The organism is Pseudomonas sp. TH15, from assembly GCF_016651105.1.
Lineage (GTDB): Bacteria > Pseudomonadota > Gammaproteobacteria > Pseudomonadales > Pseudomonadaceae > Aquipseudomonas.
Genome location: NZ_JAEKEL010000001.1, coordinates 5,033,482 through 5,049,477, shown reverse-complemented (window position 1 = coordinate 5,049,477; position 15,996 = coordinate 5,033,482). Strand labels below are relative to the sequence as shown.

General features: G+C 56.7%; 15 protein-coding genes and 4 tRNA genes. 14 read left to right on the top strand and 5 right to left on the bottom strand.

Annotation, left to right across the window (positions count from 1 at the left end):
- Nucleotides 1-139 precede the first annotated feature (139 nt).
- Nucleotides 140-1,372 carry a serine/threonine transporter SstT gene (sstT, locus tag JFT87_RS22790; RefSeq protein ID WP_201204740.1) on the bottom strand — a complete coding sequence of 411 codons (1,233 nt, stop codon included), beginning with the start codon at nucleotides 1,370-1,372 and terminating at the stop codon, nucleotides 140-142.
- A gap of 336 nt (nucleotides 1,373-1,708) precedes the next feature.
- Between sstT and JFT87_RS22785 the strand changes: the two genes are divergently transcribed.
- On the top strand, nucleotides 1,709-2,872 hold the full coding sequence (locus JFT87_RS22785) for an MFS transporter (protein ID WP_201204738.1): 1,164 nt from the start codon (nucleotides 1,709-1,711) through the stop codon (nucleotides 2,870-2,872).
- On the opposite strand, the gene nhaR is transcribed toward JFT87_RS22785, so the two are convergent.
- Nucleotides 2,867-3,766 (bottom strand): transcriptional activator NhaR, encoded by a 900-nt coding sequence (gene nhaR / locus JFT87_RS22780; RefSeq protein ID WP_201204736.1) that lies wholly within the window; start codon nucleotides 3,764-3,766, stop codon nucleotides 2,867-2,869. The two genes, JFT87_RS22785 and nhaR, sit on opposite strands and share 6 nt — an antisense overlap.
- Before the next feature lie 241 nt (nucleotides 3,767-4,007).
- Here nhaR and JFT87_RS22775 point away from each other — a divergent pair, with 241 nt between their 5' ends.
- Together JFT87_RS22775 and JFT87_RS22770 are read left to right on the top strand one after the other, a co-directional pair.
- Entirely contained in the window at nucleotides 4,008-4,250 is a 243-nt protein-coding gene (locus JFT87_RS22775) for a hypothetical protein (RefSeq protein WP_201204734.1), read from the top strand.
- A gap of 29 nt (nucleotides 4,251-4,279) precedes the next feature.
- Nucleotides 4,280-5,029, top strand: a complete 750-nt coding sequence (locus tag JFT87_RS22770) for a TerC family protein (protein WP_201204732.1) — start codon at nucleotides 4,280-4,282, stop codon at nucleotides 5,027-5,029.
- Nucleotides 5,030-5,098: 69 nt separating this feature from the next.
- Here the strand turns inward: JFT87_RS22770 and JFT87_RS22765 are convergent, their stop codons facing one another.
- Nucleotides 5,099-5,269, bottom strand: coding sequence for a hypothetical protein (locus JFT87_RS22765; RefSeq protein WP_201204730.1), 171 nt, complete (start codon nucleotides 5,267-5,269; stop codon nucleotides 5,099-5,101).
- Nucleotides 5,270-5,436: 167 nt separating this feature from the next.
- On the opposite strand from JFT87_RS22765, the gene JFT87_RS22760 reads away from it, so the two are divergent.
- From JFT87_RS22760 to JFT87_RS22750, 3 genes are all read left to right on the top strand, one after another.
- Nucleotides 5,437-6,165, top strand: a complete 729-nt coding sequence (locus JFT87_RS22760; protein WP_201204728.1) for a peptidase C39 family protein — start codon at nucleotides 5,437-5,439, stop codon at nucleotides 6,163-6,165.
- Between the two features lie 89 nt (nucleotides 6,166-6,254).
- Nucleotides 6,255-6,461 (top strand): DUF6021 family protein, encoded by a 207-nt coding sequence (locus tag JFT87_RS22755; RefSeq protein ID WP_201204726.1) that lies wholly within the window; start codon nucleotides 6,255-6,257, stop codon nucleotides 6,459-6,461.
- Nucleotides 6,462-6,473: 12 nt separating this feature from the next.
- A complete protein-coding gene (locus JFT87_RS22750; protein ID WP_201204724.1) occupies nucleotides 6,474-6,680 on the top strand; it encodes a hypothetical protein in 207 nt (68 codons plus the stop codon).
- Between the two features lie 130 nt (nucleotides 6,681-6,810).
- Here JFT87_RS22750 and pbpG read toward each other — a convergent pair whose 3' ends face one another.
- Both pbpG and folD read right to left on the bottom strand, forming a co-directional pair.
- Nucleotides 6,811-7,749, bottom strand: coding sequence for a D-alanyl-D-alanine endopeptidase (gene pbpG, locus JFT87_RS22745; protein ID WP_201204722.1), 939 nt, complete (start codon nucleotides 7,747-7,749; stop codon nucleotides 6,811-6,813).
- A gap of 228 nt (nucleotides 7,750-7,977) precedes the next feature.
- Nucleotides 7,978-8,832 carry a bifunctional methylenetetrahydrofolate dehydrogenase/methenyltetrahydrofolate cyclohydrolase FolD gene (gene folD / locus JFT87_RS22740; RefSeq protein ID WP_201204720.1) on the bottom strand — a complete coding sequence of 285 codons (855 nt, stop codon included), beginning with the start codon at nucleotides 8,830-8,832 and terminating at the stop codon, nucleotides 7,978-7,980.
- 274 nt (nucleotides 8,833-9,106) lie between these two features.
- Here folD and JFT87_RS22735 point away from each other — a divergent pair.
- The 8 genes from JFT87_RS22735 to lon all read left to right on the top strand — a co-directional run bounded on the left by JFT87_RS22735 (nucleotide 9,107) and on the right by lon (nucleotide 15,981).
- Nucleotides 9,107-9,183, top strand: a tRNA-Arg gene (locus tag JFT87_RS22735).
- Nucleotides 9,184-9,215: 32 nt separating this feature from the next.
- Nucleotides 9,216-9,291, top strand: a tRNA-His gene (locus JFT87_RS22730).
- A 56-nt stretch (nucleotides 9,292-9,347) separates the two neighbouring features.
- Nucleotides 9,348-9,432 (top strand) — tRNA-Leu (locus JFT87_RS22725).
- A 77-nt stretch (nucleotides 9,433-9,509) separates the two neighbouring features.
- Nucleotides 9,510-9,585, top strand: a tRNA-His gene (locus JFT87_RS22720).
- A 401-nt stretch (nucleotides 9,586-9,986) separates the two neighbouring features.
- A complete protein-coding gene (gene tig / locus JFT87_RS22715; RefSeq protein WP_201204718.1) occupies nucleotides 9,987-11,297 on the top strand; it encodes a trigger factor in 1,311 nt (436 codons plus the stop codon).
- A gap of 94 nt (nucleotides 11,298-11,391) precedes the next feature.
- Nucleotides 11,392-12,027: an ATP-dependent Clp endopeptidase proteolytic subunit ClpP gene (gene clpP, locus JFT87_RS22710; protein WP_054053844.1), complete on the top strand. Its 636-nt coding sequence runs from the start codon at nucleotides 11,392-11,394 to the stop codon at nucleotides 12,025-12,027.
- Nucleotides 12,028-12,139: 112 nt separating this feature from the next.
- Nucleotides 12,140-13,423 carry an ATP-dependent Clp protease ATP-binding subunit ClpX gene (gene clpX, locus JFT87_RS22705; protein ID WP_007901798.1) on the top strand — a complete coding sequence of 428 codons (1,284 nt, stop codon included), beginning with the start codon at nucleotides 12,140-12,142 and terminating at the stop codon, nucleotides 13,421-13,423.
- A 161-nt stretch (nucleotides 13,424-13,584) separates the two neighbouring features.
- A complete protein-coding gene (gene lon, locus JFT87_RS22700) occupies nucleotides 13,585-15,981 on the top strand; it encodes an endopeptidase La (RefSeq protein WP_201204716.1) in 2,397 nt (798 codons plus the stop codon).
- The last annotated feature ends 15 nt before the right edge of the window (nucleotides 15,982-15,996 follow it).

Here is a 15,996-nt window from a genome sequence, read left to right as displayed (position 1 = left end):
AAAAAGCCCGCCAAGGTTTACGCCTTGGCGGGCTTTTATTGCTTTTGTGCAGGAGCGAGACTGCTCGCGATCGCGGTGTGTCAGCCAGCGGGTACTTGTCTGACATTCCGCAATCGCGAGCAGGCTCACTCCTACAGGGTCACGCCGTGCGCTGCGCTTTTTCGTCTTCACCCAAACACGCCGCGGCGGTGAACAACACATCGGTGGACGAATTCAACGCCGTCTCCGCCGAGTCCTGCAGCACGCCGATGATGAAACCCACGGCCACCACCTGCATGGCGATTTCACTCGGAATCCCAAACAGGCTGCACGCCAGCGGAATCAGCAACAACGAACCGCCCGCCACACCCGAGGCGCCACATGCGCAGATTGCCGCGACGACGCTGAGCAAAATAGCGGTCGGAATGTCCACGGCAATCCCCAGCGTATGCACGGCGGCCAGGGTCAGCACAGTAATGGTGATCGCCGCGCCCGCCATGTTGATGGTCGCGCCGAGCGGGATCGACACCGAGTAGGTGTCTTCGTGCAGGCCCAGGCGTTTGCTCAATTCCAGATTGACCGGAATGTTCGCCGCCGAACTGCGGGTGAAAAACGCGGTGATGCCGCTTTCCCGCAGGCACATCAGCACCAGCGGATACGGGTTGCGGCGCAGTTTCCAGAACACGATGATCGGGTTCATCACCAACGCCACAAACACCATGCAGCCCAGCAATACCGCCAGCAGGTGCACGTAGCCGATCAAGGCGCCGAAGCCCGAGGTGGCCAGGGTCGAAGCCACCAGCCCGAATATCCCCAGCGGCGCGAAACGGATTACCAGGCGCACGATCAAGGTCACGCCGTTGGATAAGTCGCCGAGTACCTCGCGGGTCGTGTCACCGGCATGGCGAATGGCAACACCCATGCCGATCGCCCACGCCAGAATGCCGATGAAGTTGGCATTCATCAGCGCGCTGACCGGGTTGTCGACCACGCTCAGCAGCAGACTTTGCAGGACTTCACTGATGCCGCCTGGTGCGGTCACCGCAACATCGTGCGTCGCCAGGACCAACGTCGACGGGAACAACGTGCTGGCGACGACCGCGACCACGGCAGCGGCGAAGGTGCCCAGCAAGTACAGAAACAGAATCGGCCGGATGTGGGTTTCCTGACCGTGCTTATGGTTGGCGATCGAGGCCATGACCAGCACGAACACCAGAATCGGCGCAACGGCTTTCAGGGCCGACACAAAGACTTTGCCAATGAACGCGGTGGACTTCGCCACTTCAGGGGCGAACAGGGCCAGGGCAATGCCTGCGATCAAACCGATGATGATCTGCGTGACCAGGCTGGTGCGTTTCAAACGGTGCAATAGGGAAGGGGATGAAGCGCTCATAACGGTATCTCTGATTTTTTTGGGTGCAGGGTTCCGTGGGTCATGCAGCAACAAGCCGGGCAGGCCACATGAAAAGAACCGAGGGGGTAACGCGACATCAATGCCAAAAAACTGGCCGATGAACAGGGTGTACGAATCGCAGGGCGCGGACTTTATCACAGGGTAGTCTTGATCCTTCAGACCTGTGACGATCTGCCGCCCGGTTGTTTAAGCGGATATGTCCGAGCTGAGCCACCGCTGTCGGAAACACTCTGATAAGATTCACCATCCTCATTTTCAAATCCGCCAGTGGGCCTTCAGGCTGTCGCTGGCGTCGTCGTTTTTCTGGAGTTCCACATGCTTCTGCCCATTCTTCTGTTGTCTGCCGCCGGTTTCACGGTGCTGACCACAGAGTTCATCATCGTCGGCCTGTTGCCGGCGCTCGCTCGGGACCTGGACGTCACGATTCCCCAGGCGGGATTGCTGGTGACCTTGTTCGCCTTCACCGTGGCCGCGTTTGGCCCGTTCCTGACTGCGTACTTCGCAAGGTTCGAGCGGCGCAAGCTGTTTATCTCGATTCTGATCATGTTCGGCGTGGCCAACACCGTTGCGGCATTAGCGCCGAATATCTGGGTGATGGCTTTCGCCCGGTTAATCCCGGCGTTGGGGTTGCCGGTGTTCTGGGCTTTGGCCAGTGAGACAGCGGTGGACATCTCCGGACCGGATCATGCCGGGCGGGCCATTTCCAAGATCGGTTTCGGGATTGTCTGCGCGATGGTGTTCGGTATTCCGGTGGGCACGCTGATTTCCGATGCATTCGGCTGGCGCAGCGCCTTCGGCATTTTGGCAGTGATCGCGTTTGCCAAAGCCTTGCTGCTGTATATCTACTTGCCGAGAACCATCCTGCATCAGAATCAGGTGAGCTTTCGTTCACAGTTCAAAATCCTGCGCAGCCCGTTGATGATCGGTCATGTGCTGCTGTCGATCCTGGTGTTTACCGGCATGTTCACTGCTTATACCTACCTGGCGGACATTCTTGAACGCCTGGCCGGTTTCAACGGCACGCTGGTGGGTTGGTGCCTGATGGGCTTCGGTGCGGTGGGGTTGATCGGCAACTGGTGGGGCGGCCGCGCGGTGGATCGTCATCCGCTGATCGCGTCGATGATGTTCTGCGCGTTCTTGATTGCCGGCCTGATTGCCTTGGTGCCGAACATTCAGTCGCCGCTCGGTCTGGCGGCGGCGATGGGCATTTGGGGGATCACTCAGGCTGCGCTGTTCCTGGTCAGCCATGTGCGTTTGATGAAGGCTGCGCCTGAGGCGCCGGCCTTTGCTGCGTCGCTGAACATTGCCGGGGCCAACCTGGGGATCGGTTTGGGCGCCATGGTTGGCGGCCGGGTGATCAACGCTGTTGGTCTGGGCTTCCTCGGCTTTGCTGCCGCCGGATTCATTTTGCTCTCGGTATTCCTCGCCATGGTGTTGATGACACTCAAGCCGCGCGAAGTGTGCGCAGAGGCCTCATAACGCGGTAAACAGCTCGCGTCGGGCACCTTCGGTAATCGCCACAATGCCGGGGTGCTTGACCTTGCGCTCCACCGAAATGGCGTAGAACGACTCGGTGACCGCGTCGGTCTGGCCGATCAACTCCACGCCGTATTGGCGTTTCACCTCGTCGGCAATCACGCTCGGGCCGATAAAAATCCCGCTGCCGGATTGGCCGAAGGCCTGCATCAGCGCGCTGTCGTCGAACTCCCCAACGATACGCGGTTGAATCTGCTGCTCGGCAAACCAACGTTGCAAACGACTGCGCACCACTGTTTCCGCCCCGGGAATCAGCAAGGGTGCGCCGTGCAGGCTACGGGGGAAGTCCTGACCGTACTGCGCCGCCAGTTCTGGAGTCCCGAAGAAGCTGATCCCGCATTCCCCGAGCTTCTGGCTGTAGCCCTTGATGTCCAGGTGCGAAGGCATCGGGCTGTCGGAGATCACCAGGTCCAGGCGCTGGATCGCCAGGTCGGCGAGCAAACGTTCCAGTTTGTCCTCGCGGCAAGTGATGCGCAGCGGCTCGCTCAACTCCATGGTTGGCGCGATCAGCCGATAGACGATGGATTTGGGCACCACGTCCGCCACGCCGACCCGAAACAGAATCTGTTGTTCATTGGGCTGGGCGCGGAGCATCAACTCCAACTCTCCACCGAGCTGGAACATCTGCTCGGCATACGGCAAGGTCTGGCGCCCGGCCTCGGTGAGTTCCAGATTGCGCCCGACCCGCCGAAACAATTCGATGCCGTAGGTTTGTTCGAGCAAGGAAATCTGCCCGCTGATGGTCTGCGGCGTCAGGTTTAGCTGCTCACAGGCGCGCACGATGCTGCCAGTCTTGGCCACCACCCAGAAGTAATGCAGCTGTCGATAATTCAGCATGTGCCAACATCCCCCCGTAGGAGCTGCCGAAGGCTGCGATCTTTGCTTTTAAAAGATCAAAAGATCGCAGCCTTCGGCAGCTCCTACACATCAAGTGTTCAGTTCCAGAAGTTATGAGTTCGTATAAACCGAAGTATAACCGCTAAAAATACGAATTTTCCTGAAGTGTTTGTCTCCCTAGAATGCCTCGCTATCGACAGCGCGCCTTTTCGCGCTTGTCCGTTCTATCGAGGAAAGCCCCATGAAACTTACCGCTACGGCGCTGTTGATCACGTCTTTACTGGTATTGGCCGGTTGCGACCAGGCAGAAAAGAGTGCCCAGCAACTGATGGGCAAAGCCGCCGAAACCGCCAAGCAGGCCATCGACGATACGCATAAAGCCGCAGAGCAAGCGATCAGCGATGCCTCCGGCGGGCTGATTGGCAAGAAAGAACAACCGGAGAAAGAGTCGGAAAAAACCGAATCTTCGTCCCAGGAAATCTAAACCGTCTTAAAACGAGTCAGGACTGACCCATGGAATACCTTTTAGAACTTGCTGCAAGCCTCACCGCCTGGGTCGCCCTGGCCACGTTGATCGTCATGGAGATCGTGCTCGGCATCGATAACCTGATTTTCATCTCGATCCTGACCAACAAGTTGCCGATGCAGCACCGCCAGAAGGCGCGGCGTATCGGTATCGGCATGGCACTGATCCTGCGACTGGCGCTGTTGAGCACCATCGCTTTCATCGTGCAGTTGACTGAGCCGGTTATCGATATCCTCGGCCAGGTGTTCTCCTGGAAGGACATCATCCTGATCGCCGGTGGCCTGTTCCTGTTGTGGAAGGCAACCACCGAGATCCATCACAGCATGGACCCGGCGCCGGAAGATCCGAAGTCGGCCACCTCTGGCGTGAGCCTGGGCTTTGCGGCGGCGATTGGTCAGATCCTGATGCTGGACATGGTGTTTTCCATCGACAGCATCATCACTGCCGTCGGCATGACTGAGCATTTGCCGATCATGATCATCGCGGTGGTGGTGTCGGTGCTGGTGATGTTGTTGGCTGCTGACCCGCTGGCCAAGTTCATCAACGACAACCCGACCGTGGTAATGCTGGCTCTGGGCTTCCTGATCATGATCGGCATGACGCTGATCGCCGAAGGCTTCGGCGCCCACGTACCGAAAGGCTACGTCTACGCTGCCATGGCATTCTCGGCAACGATTGAGGGGCTGAACATGATGTCCCGGCGGGCAAAGCAGAAGCGACTGACTGCTGAAGCTTAACCGGCGCTGAAAAAGAAACGGCCGCCTGTGCTCGAAAGAGCCCAGGCGGCCGTTTTTGTTCGGCTGTCCTTAGTGCGCGGTGGCGGGACGTGTCGCTGGTTGGTCGGCTTTCGCCGCGGGCGCCGATTGCACCGGGTGATGATAGTGACGTCGGGTAATGCGCAGTACTCCCCACAACATGGCGGCGGCGACGGTCAGCCAGCCGGATATCAGCATTACGATTGTCAATGTCAGGCTCATCGGTGCCTCCTCTTTGCCCTGCTGCGGGCGTACACGCTATTCAAATGACAGTCTAGTCGCTGCCATGTTTCAGGCTATTGACCAAAGGTCTCCTGTCACCAACCCGTTCGCTCTATCGAAAGCAAACGACTACCGCTTAAGGCTATACCGCTGCGGCGCGGCATCCTATGATCAACAGCCAAGCCGGGAGTACGGTTGCCTGGCGTCTGAACAAGAGAGTGATGATGGTGCGGGTATTTTCTCGAATTCGAGCTGCGGTACTGGTAATGGGCTGCGTGGCCGGGCTGGCGGGTTGCGCCGGTAGCGTGGCGCCTGAGGTCAAGCGTCTGCCGGAACGTGTGGAGCTCAGCGGTACGTTCTACCGGGGCAAGGCCAATGAAAGCGGGCCACAAGTCCTGGCCAGCCTGCTGTCCCAGCAAGGTGTCGTGATTACGCCAGGGTTGCTCGAAAAGCCCCTGCATTTGCCGGGCGCCGAGGCGCAGTTGCAGCAGAACATGCAGAATCTGGCCCGCGAGTACGGCATGGTGGTCTATCCCGTCGACAGCAATCTGCCTGCGCTATTGACCCAGGTCGCGGCCGGTTATCCGGTGATGGTGCGTTTCACCGAAGGCTCGGCGTTCTGGGCCGAGCCGCGGTACGCCATCCTTGCCGGGTACAACCGTCATAAGCAGACGGTGTTGTTGCGTTCGGGGATGAACCATCGGTTGCTGATGAGCTTCAGTTCATTTGAGTCGTCCTTCAAGGACGCTGGCGGCTGGGCCATTCTGATACAGAAACCGTCGCAGATTCCCGCGGCCGTCGACCGTCAGCGTTGGCTCAAAGCCGCCGATGAGCTGGCGCAGGCCGGTCAGGAAAACGAAGCTGCTCAGGCCAGGAAGGCGTTGGCTGCGCACTGAGTTTCCGTTCGTCATCTGCCGGGCACGTCTGTGCCTGGCAGGCCTCTTACCTCTATAACCCGATTTCGCGGGTGCATCAGGAGGCGAGCATGGCAGATTCCCCATCCCCAAAAGGCCCTCATTCGTCCGAACACTCTACGGGCGACGATTTAGGTTTCGATCCGGATTCGCCGGATCTCGATGATCCGCAGGTCGATCCCGTCGGCCCGGCCAAAGCACCCAAAGACGTGAAGCCGGGTGAGGACGACAAGAAGCCGGCCAAGCCCTATGACCCGTTAGCCAATCTGAAACCTTGATGTGAGGTGCGTATGAGTACCGATTCAAGCTTTGATGATCAAAAACCCGACAGTGTGCCGACAACGCCCGAGACAGAGGTTGATCCGGTGCTGGATCCTGACAGTCCGCTGCGTGATCCGCTGGCGCGGCCGAATGTACTGACGCCGGATTCTGTGCGCGATCCGAGCAAGGGGGATGGCATTCCTGATGATGATCAGATGCCATTGCCGAATGATTGAGTCTTTCAGGTCGTGAGACTTCTCACTGGGACAGTGGATGTCCCCTTGTTAAGAGGCACTATTCACTTAGCTGTGGAGCGGGGATAAATCCCCTCGCCACAGGTGAGGGGATATCCGATGGTGTGCTGGACTACTTCGAGGCTTCAACCACGCCGCTCTGGCGCGACTTGAGGTTTTTCTCCGCTTTGTATTGCTGAGCTACCGCTGGAACGCTGGCGCTCTTGCCGGTTTCGACCCAGCTACGGATCCGCGTGGCATCGGCAAAGTGCGTGTACTTGCCGAACGCATCGAGAATCACCAGGGCAACCGGGCGATTGGCCATGGTGGTGACCAATACCAGGCAGTGGCCAGCGTCGTTGGTGAAGCCGGTCTTTGTGATTTTGATATCCCAGTTGGCCTTGTTCACCAAATGATCGGTGTTGTGGAAGCCCAAGGTGTAGTTGGGTTTACGGAACGAGACAGTCGTTTCCTTGGTGGTAGTCAGTTCGGTCAGCAACGGATACTTACGGGCGGCGATCAGCAATTTGCTCAGGTCGCGGGCCGTCGAGACGTTACGCGGGGAAAGCCCGGTCGGTTCGACGAAGTGAGTGCTGCTCATGCCCAATGCCTTGGCCTTGGCGTTCATTGCCGCAATAAACGCGACGTAACCGCCCGGGTAGTGGTGGGCGAGGGTAGCGGCGGCGCGGTTTTCTGAGGACATCAGGGCGATCAGCAGCATCTTCTTGCGTGGCAGCTCGCTGTTGAGCTTGACCCGGGAGAACACACCTTTCATTTCCGGTGTGTGGCTGATATCGACGTTGATGTATTCCTCCATGTTCTGATGGGCTTCAACCACCACCAGGCCGGTCATCAGCTTGCTGACCGAGGCGATCGGTACAACCACGTCCGGGTTGTTGGAATAAATGATTTTATTGGTCTGCAAATCCATCAGCAAAGCGCTGCCGGAAGCAATCTTCAATTGTGAGGCGTCTCGGGGTGCTGCGGTGGTCTCCGCAGCATCGGACATTGGCGTGATAACAGTCCCTGTAAATGCAAAAAATAGGCTCAGGATGGAAAGACGGATTTTCACGCGGGCGAACTCATAAGGGTGGATATGCCGTTTTTGTAACGGGCTATTTCTTAAAAAGCGACGCATTTTAGGAGTATGGCTGAAGAACTGTCGATGGTTGTTTGATTGACCTGAAAATCTCGTGAAAAGGCCTGTAAAAAGAGGGGTTTCCGGCGAACGGTTATAGTTTTTTCTCAGATATGAAAAACCCCGCACAGGGCGGGGTTTTTGTATTGCCGAAAATACGCTTCAGACGTGCAGGGTTTCGGCTGCGTACAGAGTGTTTTCCAACAGGCAGGCACGTGTCATCGGGCCGACGCCACCCGGTACCGGGGTGATCCAGCCGGCGCGGGGCAGGGCGGTTTCGTAGATTACGTCACCGACCAGTTTGCCGTCTTCCTGACGGTTGATGCCGACGTCGATCACGATCGCGCCTTCCTTGATCCACTCACCCTTGACCAGGCCCGGCTTGCCGGCAGCAACCACGACCAGATCGGCGCGGCCGACGTGGCCTGCCAGATCCTTGGTGAAGCGGTGGGTGACGGTGACGGTGCAGCCCGCCAGCAGCAGTTCCATCGCCATTGGACGACCAACAATGTTGGAGGCACCGACAATCACTGCGTCCATCCCGTAAAGATCCACACCGGTGCTTTCCAGCAGGGCCATGATGCCTTTAGGGGTGCAGGGGCGCAGCAGCGGAATGCGTTGAGCCAGGCGACCGACGTTATAAGGGTGAAAACCGTCGACGTCTTTATCCGGACGAATGCGTTCCAGCAATTTGGACGCGTCCAGGTGGGCAGGTAAAGGAAGTTGAAGCAGAACGCCGTCAATTGCCGGGTCGTCGTTCAGGCGATCGATCAGATCGGTCAGTGCTTCTTGAGTGGTTTCAGAAGGCAGGTCGTAAGCCTGGGAAAGGAAGCCGACCTCTTCACAGTCTTTACGCTTGTGCGAGACATAAACCTGAGAGGCAGGATCGCTGCCGACCAGGATCACCGCGAGGCCGGGGGTGCGCAGGCCTTGCTGGCGACGTTCGGCAACTCGTTTGGCGATCTGCTGGCGCAGGCTGGCGGCGATCGATTTGCCGTCGATTAGTTGTGCAGTCATTGCGCGTGGTTAACCATCGAGAGGGGAAAAAAAGAGAGCGCATTCTCGCATGCCAAGAGGTGAGGGCAAAGGCGCTTGGTCTGCAAATTCCTCTAAGCCCTTTAATTAAATGAATTTTTTTTAAAAAGGATTTGACTGCCTTTGGGGCGCTCTATACTATTCGTCGCACTTGTCGGGCACAGCCTAGCACTGGATGAGAAGGTCGAGCGGGATTACGGTTCTGCAAGACTGGAAGCACTTAGTTTGTAGTCCTCCAAGAGTACAGATTAATAAGGCGCCCGTAGCTCAGCTGGATAGAGCATCCGCCTTCTAAGCGGATGGTCGCAGGTTCGAGTCCTGCCGGGTGCGCCATTAGGCAGCTTTGGCACAAGTAGCGCAATATGGTGGGCGTAGCTCAGTTGGTAGAGCACGGGATTGTGACTCCCGTTGTCGAGGGTTCGATCCCCTTCGTCCACCCCATATTTTAAAAGGCGCCAGATTAATAGTCTGGCGCCTTTGCTTTAAAAGCTTCAAGCGCGGATGTGGTGGAATTGGTAGACACACTGGATTTAGGTTCCAGCGCCGCAAGGTGTAAGAGTTCGAGTCTCTTCATCCGCACCAAATACAGCTTCACTCAGGCCGTTGGCTTGAAGGGGGCGCAGCAAGGAAGTTTTTTGGCTTCTTTGTGAGGCACTATGGTGGGCGTAGCTCAGTTGGTAGAGCACGGGATTGTGACTCCCGTTGTCGAGGGTTCGATCCCCTTCGTCCACCCCATATTTCGAGAGGCGCCAGATTTAACAGTCTGGCGCCTTTTTTGTTTTAGCGGTTCGAGTGATCAGCGGCTGCAGGTTCTGGGTCGCAGGGGCGGGGTGTTTCGTCGTATTTATGTTTCTCGATGATGCCGCGCCACCCGCCGGCCTTGCTCGCAAGATCGGCTGTCAGGGAGATAATTGGCAACTTCTTCTATATAGAAGGGTTGGTGCAGAGCCCTGGTTTCATTGGCTGTATTTGCTAACAGGGCGAGGCGCAACCGTTTGTCCCTCGCCTATAAATTGCCTGCTGCTTTTTTACCCGTTTTCAGTAGGGTGACTTCTTGAGTTTGACCCACTAGAATGCATGCCCTTGATTCTGGGGTCGGAAACGGCCGGCTAACGTCTGTGCAACGAGGAATATCCATGCAAGTTTCTGTTGAAAATACTTCTGCTCTTGAGCGCCGCATGAGCATCACCGTGCCGGCTGAGCGCATCGAGACTCAGGTCAACAAGCGTCTGCAGCAGACCGCGCAAAAGGCCAAGATTGCTGGCTTCCGTCCAGGCAAAGTGCCAATGAGTGAAATCAAGCGTCGCTTTGGCGCTGATGCACGTCAGGAAGCCGTAGGCGATGTGATCCAGTCCTCCTTCTACGAAGCTGTTGTTGAGCAGAAGCTGAACCCGGCTGGCGCTCCTTCGATCGAGCCTAAGTCGATCGAAGCTGGCAAAGATCTGGAATACGTCGCAATTTTCGAAGTGTTCCCGGAGTTCACTGTAGCCGGTTTCGACGGTATCGCCGTTGAGCGCCTGAGCGCTGACGTGGCTGACGCTGATCTGGACAAAATGCTGGACGTGCTGCGCAAGCAGAACACCCGTTTCGAAGTGGCCGATCGCGCTGCTCAGAACGACGACCAACTGAACATCGATTTCGTTGGCAAGGTTGACGGCGAAGTGTTCGCTGGCGGTTCCGCCAAAGGCACTCAGCTGGTTATCGGTTCCGGCCGCATGATCCCTGGTTTCGAAGACGGTCTGGTTGGCGCTAAAGCCGGCGAAGAGCGCGTTCTGAACCTGAGCTTCCCAGAGGACTATCAGAACCTCGACCTGGCTGGCAAAGCCGCTGAGTTCACCGTTACCGTGAACACTGTTTCCGAGCCAAAACTGCCAGAGCTGAACGAAGAATTCTTCGCTCAATTCGGCATCAAGGAAACTGGTCTGGAAGGCTTCCGCACCGAAGTTCGCAAGAACATGGAGCGCGAACTGCGTCAGGCGATCAAATCCAAGGTCAAGAATCAGGTAATGGACGGTCTGCTGGCCACCAACCCGATCGAAGTGCCTAAGGCTCTGCTGTCCAACGAAGTTGACCGTCTGCGCGTGCAGGCTGTTCAGCAGTTCGGCGGCAACATCAAGCCTGACCAACTGCCGGCCGAGCTGTTCGAAGAACAAGCCAAGCGCCGCGTTGTTCTGGGTCTGATCGTGGCTGAAGTGGTCAAGCAATTCGACCTCAAGCCAGACGAAGCCCGCGTTCGCGAAATGATTCAGGAAATGGCTTCGGCCTACCAAGAGCCTGAGCAGGTTGTGTCCTGGTACTACAAGAACGACCAGCAACTGAACGAAGTCCGTTCGGTTGTGCTGGAAGAACAAGTTGTGGATACTGTTCTGCAGAAGGCTAACGTGACCGACAAATCGGTCTCTTACGAAGAAGCAGTCAAGCCGGCAGAAGCTCCACAAGCCGACTGATCGCTTTTTGCGGTAAGAAGTAATCACCATAAGCCAGCCTTCGTGCTGGCTTATGCGTATTCAAGACATAACTATTTGGGAGTGACTGCAGAGCATGTTCCGTAATTCGTATATTCAGCAGAACTCTGATATCCAGGCCGCAGGCGGCCTGGTCCCGATGGTTGTCGAGCAGTCTGCTCGTGGCGAGCGCGCTTACGACATTTACTCGCGCCTTCTCAAGGAGCGAGTGATCTTTCTGGTTGGCCCGGTAGAGGACTACATGGCCAACCTGATCTGTGCGCAACTGCTGTTCCTTGAAGCGGAAAACCCGGACAAGGACATCCATCTCTATATCAACTCCCCGGGCGGTTCGGTGACGGCGGGCATGTCGATCTACGACACCATGCAGTTCATCAAGCCAAACGTGTCGACCACCTGTATCGGTCAAGCGTGCAGCATGGGCGCGTTCCTGCTGACGGCCGGTGCCCCTGGCAAGCGTTTCTGCCTGCCGAACTCGCGTGTGATGATTCACCAGCCATTGGGCGGTTTCCAGGGCCAGGCGTCGGATATCGAAATCCATGCCAAGGAAATCCTCTTCATTCGTGAGCGTCTCAACACGCTGATGGCCAAGCATAGCGGGCACACTCTTGAAGAAATCGAGCGTGACACCAACCGCGATAACTTCATGAGTGCAGAAGCTGCGCGTGAGTATGGGTTGATCGATGAAGTGATCAGCCAGCGCCCCGCTTAAAATAAGCAGCTCAAAATAGGCTAGGTCGGCTGCTCCGATCACCAGCGGGCTTGAAAAAGCCCGCAATAGCCTTCATCTTGTGTTGCAAGCCTATCGGATTTGGATCGAACGAATGACTGACACCCGCAACGGCGAGGACAACGGCAAGCTGCTCTATTGCTCCTTCTGTGGCAAAAGCCAGCATGAAGTGCGTAAGTTGATTGCCGGCCCCTCGGTCTTTATTTGCGACGAGTGCGTCGACCTGTGCAACGACATCATCCGTGAGGAGGTGCAGGAAGCCCAGGCCGAGAGCAGCGCGCATAAATTGCCTTCGCCTAAAGAAATCAGCGGCATCCTTGATCAGTATGTAATTGGTCAGGAACGTGCGAAGAAGGTTCTGGCCGTAGCGGTGTACAACCACTACAAGCGCCTGAACCAGCGTGACAAAAAGAATGACGACGTCGAACTTGGCAAAAGCAACATCTTGCTGATCGGCCCGACAGGCTCGGGTAAAACCCTGCTTGCCGAAACACTGGCTCGTTTGCTGAACGTTCCGTTCACCATCGCCGACGCAACCACCCTCACCGAGGCGGGTTATGTAGGTGAAGATGTCGAGAACATCATTCAGAAGCTGCTGCAGAAGTGCGATTACGACGTAGAAAAAGCCCAGATGGGCATTGTCTACATCGATGAGATCGACAAGATCTCGCGTAAGTCTGACAACCCGTCGATCACCCGGGATGTTTCCGGTGAAGGCGTGCAGCAAGCCTTGCTCAAGTTGATCGAAGGCACGGTCGCTTCCGTTCCGCCACAAGGTGGTCGCAAGCATCCGCAGCAGGAATTCCTGCAGGTCGACACCCGTAACATCCTGTTCATCTGCGGTGGTGCGTTCTCCGGTTTGGAGAAAGTCATTCAAAACCGTTCCACCAAGGGTGGCATCGGTTTCAACGCAGAAGTGCGCAGCAAGGAAGAAGGCAAGAAAGTCGGTGAATCCCTGCGTGAAGTCGAGCCTGACGATTTGGTCAAGTTTGGTCTGATTCCGGAATTCGTCGGCCGTCTGCCGGTACTTGCCACGCTGGACGAGCTTGATGAGGCTGCTTTGATGCAGATCCTCACCGAGCCGAAAAATGCTCTGACCAAGCAGTACGCCAAGTTGTTCGAGATGGAAGGCGTGGACCTGGAATTCCGGGCCGACGCACTGAAATCGGTCGCCAAACGTGCCCTGGAACGCAAGACCGGTGCCCGTGGACTGCGTTCGATTCTCGAAGGTGTATTGCTCGACACTATGTATGAAATCCCCTCGCAGTCCGAGGTGAGTAAAGTAGTGATCGATGAAAGCGTTATCGAAGGCAAGTCCAAGCCACTGTATATCTACGAAAACAGTGAGCCGACTGCCAAGGCTGCGCCAGACGCTTAAGCGTCGCGCTGCTGGAATAAAGGAGGGGCCTTCGGGCCCCTTTTCTTTTAAAGCGTTTTAACACCCTCTTTGCGCTTGTTTTTTTTGAAAGCAGCCCCCATCTTGGTTTCAAGCTTACTTCCATCTGTTTACGGCCTTATGGCCGCCGTAGAGGCGAAATCATGAAGACAACCATCGAATTGCCTCTCCTGCCATTGCGTGATGTTGTGGTTTATCCGCACATGGTTATCCCGCTGTTCGTGGGGCGCGAGAAATCCATCGAAGCCCTCGAGGCTGCGATGACGGGCGACAAGCAGATCCTTCTGCTGGCTCAGAGAAACCCTGCTGACGACGATCCCGGTGAAGAAGCACTTTATCGCGTAGGTACCATCGCGACCGTTCTGCAACTGCTCAAGCTGCCTGACGGCACCGTCAAGGTTCTGGTCGAAGGTGAGCAGCGGGGCGCCGTGGAGCGCTTCAGCGAAGTGGACGGTCACTGCCGTGCCGAAGTCTCGCTGATTGACGAAGTCGACGCGCCGGAACGTGAATCGGAAGTGTTCGTTCGCAGCCTGCTGGCTCAGTTCGAACAATATGTGCAGTTGGGCAAGAAAGTCCCGGCTGAAGTCCTGTCCTCGCTCAATAGCATCGACGAGCCAGGCCGCCTGGTCGACACCATGGCCGCGCACATGGCCCTGAAGATCGAGCAGAAGCAGGAAATCCTCGAAATTATCGATTTGTCGGCCCGGGTCGAGCACGTTCTGGCGTTGCTGGATGCCGAGATCGATCTGCTGCAAGTCGAAAAACGTATTCGCGGTCGCGTCAAAAAACAGATGGAGCGCAGTCAGCGCGAGTACTACCTGAATGAGCAGATGAAGGCCATTCAGAAAGAGCTCGGCGACAGCGAGGAAGGCCACAACGAAATCGAAGAGCTGAAAAAGCGCATCGATGCCGCTGGCCTGCCCAAAGATGCCTTGGCCAAGGCCCAGGGCGAACTGAACAAGCTGAAACAAATGTCGCCAATGTCTGCGGAAGCGACAGTGGTGCGTTCGTACATCGACTGGCTGGTTCAGGTGCCGTGGAAGGCTCAGAGCAAGGTGCGTCTGGACCTTGCCCGTGCAGAAGACATTCTCGACGCCGACCACTACGGTCTGGACGAAGTCAAAGAACGCATCCTCGAATACCTCGCCGTGCAAAAGCGCGTGAAGAAAATTCGTGGTCCGGTGTTGTGCCTGGTCGGTCCTCCAGGGGTTGGTAAAACCTCCTTGGCGGAGTCGATTGCTCACGCCACTAACCGCAAATTCGTCCGTATGGCCCTCGGTGGTGTGCGTGATGAAGCGGAAATTCGTGGTCATCGCCGTACTTACATCGGTTCGATGCCAGGAAGATTGATTCAAAAGATGACAAAGGTGGGGGTTCGCAACCCGCTGTTCCTGCTCGATGAAATCGACAAAATGGGCAGCGACATGCGCGGTGACCCGGCGTCGGCGTTGCTGGAAGTGCTCGACCCTGAGCAGAACCACAATTTCAACGATCACTATCTGGAAGTCGACTACGACCTATCCGATGTGATGTTCCTTTGCACCTCCAACTCCATGAACATTCCACCGGCGCTGCTGGACCGGATGGAAGTGATTCGTCTGCCGGGTTACACCGAAGACGAGAAGATCAACATCGCCGTCAAATACCTCTCGCCCAAGCAGATTGCTGCCAACGGCTTGAAGAAAGGCGAGCTGGAATTCGAAGCCGAAGCGATCCGCGACATCATCCGCTATTACACTCGCGAAGCCGGTGTACGGGGGCTTGAGCGCCAGATTGCCAAGGTTTGCCGCAAGACGGTCAAAGAGCATGCAATGGAGAAACGCTTCTCGGTGAAAGTCACCGCCGAGATGCTGGAACACTTCCTGGGTGTGCGTAAATTCCGCTACGGCCTGGCTGAATCCCAGGATCAGATCGGTCAAGTGACCGGCCTGGCGTGGACTCAGGTGGGCGGTGAGTTGCTGACCATCGAGGCTGCCGTCGTACCGGGTAAAGGCCAGTTGATCAAGACCGGTTCGCTGGGTGATGTGATGGTCGAATCGATCACCGCAGCCCTGACCGTTGTCCGCAGCCGTGCCAAGAGCCTGGGGATCCCCCTGGACTTCCACGAGAAGCGCGACACGCACATCCATATGCCGGAAGGGGCGACCCCGAAGGACGGCCCTAGCGCTGGTGTAGGCATGTGCACGGCCCTGGTGTCAGCATTGACCGGGATTCCTGTACGCGCAGACGTCGCCATGACCGGCGAAATCACCTTGCGTGGCCAGGTATTGGCGATCGGCGGTTTGAAAGAAAAACTGCTCGCTGCACACCGTGGCGGGATCAAGACGGTGATCATTCCTGAAGAGAACGTACGCGATCTGAAGGAAATTCCTGACAATATCAAGCAAGATCTACAGATTAAACCGGTTAAATGGATTGACGAGGTCCTGCAAATTGCGCTGCAATACGCGCCGGAGCCCTTACCGGATGTGGCTCCTGAGATAGTTGCAAAGGATGAAAAACGCGAGTCTGACTCTAAGGAAAGAATTAGCACGCATTAGTACGCATTTGCCTGG